Below are 2,452 nucleotides of genomic sequence, written 5' to 3'. Positions count from 1 at the left end.
CTACATGGGCATCGCTGACAAGAAGGTCGCGTACCAGGTGAATCAAGAGTTCGTCGAGCTGACCGCCGATCCGCAGATGATCACGGCCTTGGTTGGCTTGTGGCAGCAAGGCGGCTTCGCCAAGGCAGACCTTCGGGCCTACCTGCGCAAGCTGGGCCTGATTGCGCCAGAGCGTACAGACCTGCAGATCGACGGCGAGTTGGAAGAGCAGGGTGACGGACTGGGCCTGGACGACGAGGACAAACCAAATGGCGGCAAACCAAGCAATCCTTGACGCCACGATCCGGCACGCGGTCTTCCTCGAAAAACTCAAGGCGGGGGAGGTGGGCAAGTTTGCTCCCTTCCTCAAGGAGATTGACCGATCTATACGGGATCGGCTTACCCAGTCGGATTTGACCGAGTACAACGTCAAGCGTCTGGAAGCGCTGCTAAAGGAGGTGGATAGCCTGCTGCTGGGCATTTTCGACCGCTACAGCGCGCAACTGAACCTCGACCTGGTGGATATCGCCAATTACGAGGCCGAGTTTGAGGCGACCAGCCTTGCCAGGTCGGCGCCGGTTGGCGTGTCGCTCGATGTGGTAGCACCGACGGCTGCTGCAATTCGCACCGCGGTGCTGACGAATCCACTCAGCGTGCGCGGCACTGGCGGCGGGAAGCTGCTGAAGTCATTCATCAAGGGCTGGACCAGCGCCGAGCGTGAGCGGGTCACCGGCACGATCCGGCAGGGTTTCTTCGAAGGGCAGACGAACTTCCAGATAATCCGCAACATTCGCGGCACCAAGGCGGCAGGGTACAAAGACGGCATCCTTGCTACCACGAACCGTAATGCCAGCACGGTCGTGCACACCGCGATTCAGCATGTATCGTCCCAGGCTCGCATGGAGGTGGCCAAGGCCAACACTGACATCGTGGAAGAAATCCAGATGATGGCCACGCTTGATAGCAAGACCAGCCAGCAATGCCGCTCGATGGATAAGCGTGAGTTTCCGGTGGATTCCGGCCCTAGGCCGCCGTTCCACCCGAACTGCCGTACCACGTTCATCTTGCTGACAAAGCTCAGCGCGATGTTCGCCAAGGGCGCTACGCGCGCTTCAGTGGGCGCCGATGGCGGTCAGCAGGTCAGTGCTGACCTCGATTACTACCACTGGCTTCAGCAGCAGCCTGCTTCCTTCCAGGATGTGGCTATCGGTCCGGTCCGGGCCAAGCTATTCCGGGAGGGCGGGCTGAGCATCGAGCGATTTTCCGAGTTGCAACTTGATCGCAATTTTTCACCTCTGACCCTCGCACAAATGCGAGCGCTTGAGCCGCTGGCTTTTGAGCGCGCAGGGTTGCTATAACGCCTTCAATCAAATGGAGGTGGTATGAAGTACTTCGTTGTGTTTGGAGTCATGGTCGCATGCGTGGTTAGCGGTCTTCTTGGGGCGACTATCGGGATAAATATGAACCCGGAGTCAACTACAAAGTACGTTATAAGCTGGGGCAGTCTGGGGGATTGGGTCGCTGGTATTGGTGCCTTTTTCGCGGTCGGTGTTGCGCTTTGGCAATCGTATGTCCAGCGCCGAGAGGACGTTGAAGACCTCACGATAGATCAGGCGCAAGGCAATGAGCGCTGGCGGATTTCTATTGTTTCTAGAGGAAAGAGGCCTGTAAGAGTTCTATGGATTGGATTCTACTCAAAAAAAATAGACACGATTCTTCCCATCAAGAGCTTCATTTTTCATGGGGATAGTGCGTCTCTACCTCAGACCCTTGGCTATGCCGAAAACATTGATTTTCTGGTTCAGCCAGAGATGTTTTTGGACTTGGCAGTTAACGCCGTGATCACCTTTGACAAGCTTGAAGATCTACAGATACAAGCGAAAACGACGCTGGGCGAGTTTCGAGAGCCCGTATCTCCGGAAACTAAGGCCGCCTTTATTGCGGCCATGAAGAAAAAATTCGATGAGGCTAAGCTGCGCGGAAGCAGTTGAGCGAATAACTGATACACACAGCCCTGGCACATGCCGGGGCTTTTTTATGCCTGCAAAGCCGGCGGAATATACCCAAGGGGTTCATCAACGTGTCAGAAGAAAACGAAATCGACCTGGAAAACCCGGCAATTAAGGCCGCTATCGCGACTGCCGTTGAAGCATCCGTTTCTGGCCTCAAAACCAAGAACACCGAGTTGTTGGGCAAGCTCAAAGACACCACCGGCAAGCTCACCCAGTTCGAAACCCAGTTCGAAGGCATCGACATCGATGCCGTTAAAGGTTTGCTCAGTCGTGCTGGCCAGGACGAAGAAACCAAGCTGCTGACCGAGGGCAAGGTGGACGAAGTCTTCAACCGCCGCACTGAGCGCCTGCGCGGTGACTACGACAAGCAGTTGAAGGCCATCAGCGAGCGCGCCGAGAAGGCCGAATCCTTCGCCGCCAAGTTCCAGGGCAAAGTCCTGGGCGACTCGGTACGCGGCGCC

General features: G+C 56.4%; 2 protein-coding genes and 2 pseudogenes. All 4 read left to right on the top strand.

Annotated elements, in window-relative coordinates:
• Positions 1-274: pseudogene (locus L8K08_RS30110) on the top strand (hypothetical protein); the annotation flags it as partial.
• Entirely contained in the window at positions 249-1,337 is a 1,089-nt protein-coding gene (locus L8K08_RS30105) for a minor capsid protein (RefSeq protein WP_242201981.1), read from the top strand. The pseudogene L8K08_RS30110 and the gene L8K08_RS30105, both read left to right, overlap by 26 nt.
• A gap of 24 nt (positions 1,338-1,361) precedes the next feature.
• Complete coding sequence (locus tag L8K08_RS30100) at positions 1,362-1,970, top strand: hypothetical protein (RefSeq protein WP_242201980.1); 609 nt, start codon at positions 1,362-1,364, stop codon at positions 1,968-1,970.
• Between the two features lie 89 nt (positions 1,971-2,059).
• Positions 2,060-2,452, top strand: a pseudogene (locus tag L8K08_RS30095) (hypothetical protein); the annotation flags it as partial.

Source organism: Pseudomonas sp. TREG-RG-20F-10-E-6-01 (genome assembly GCF_022662455.1).
Taxonomy (GTDB): domain Bacteria; phylum Pseudomonadota; class Gammaproteobacteria; order Pseudomonadales; family Pseudomonadaceae; genus Aquipseudomonas.
The sequence above is the reverse complement of the archived record's forward strand: the minus strand, read 5'-3'. Positions and strand labels throughout refer to the sequence as shown.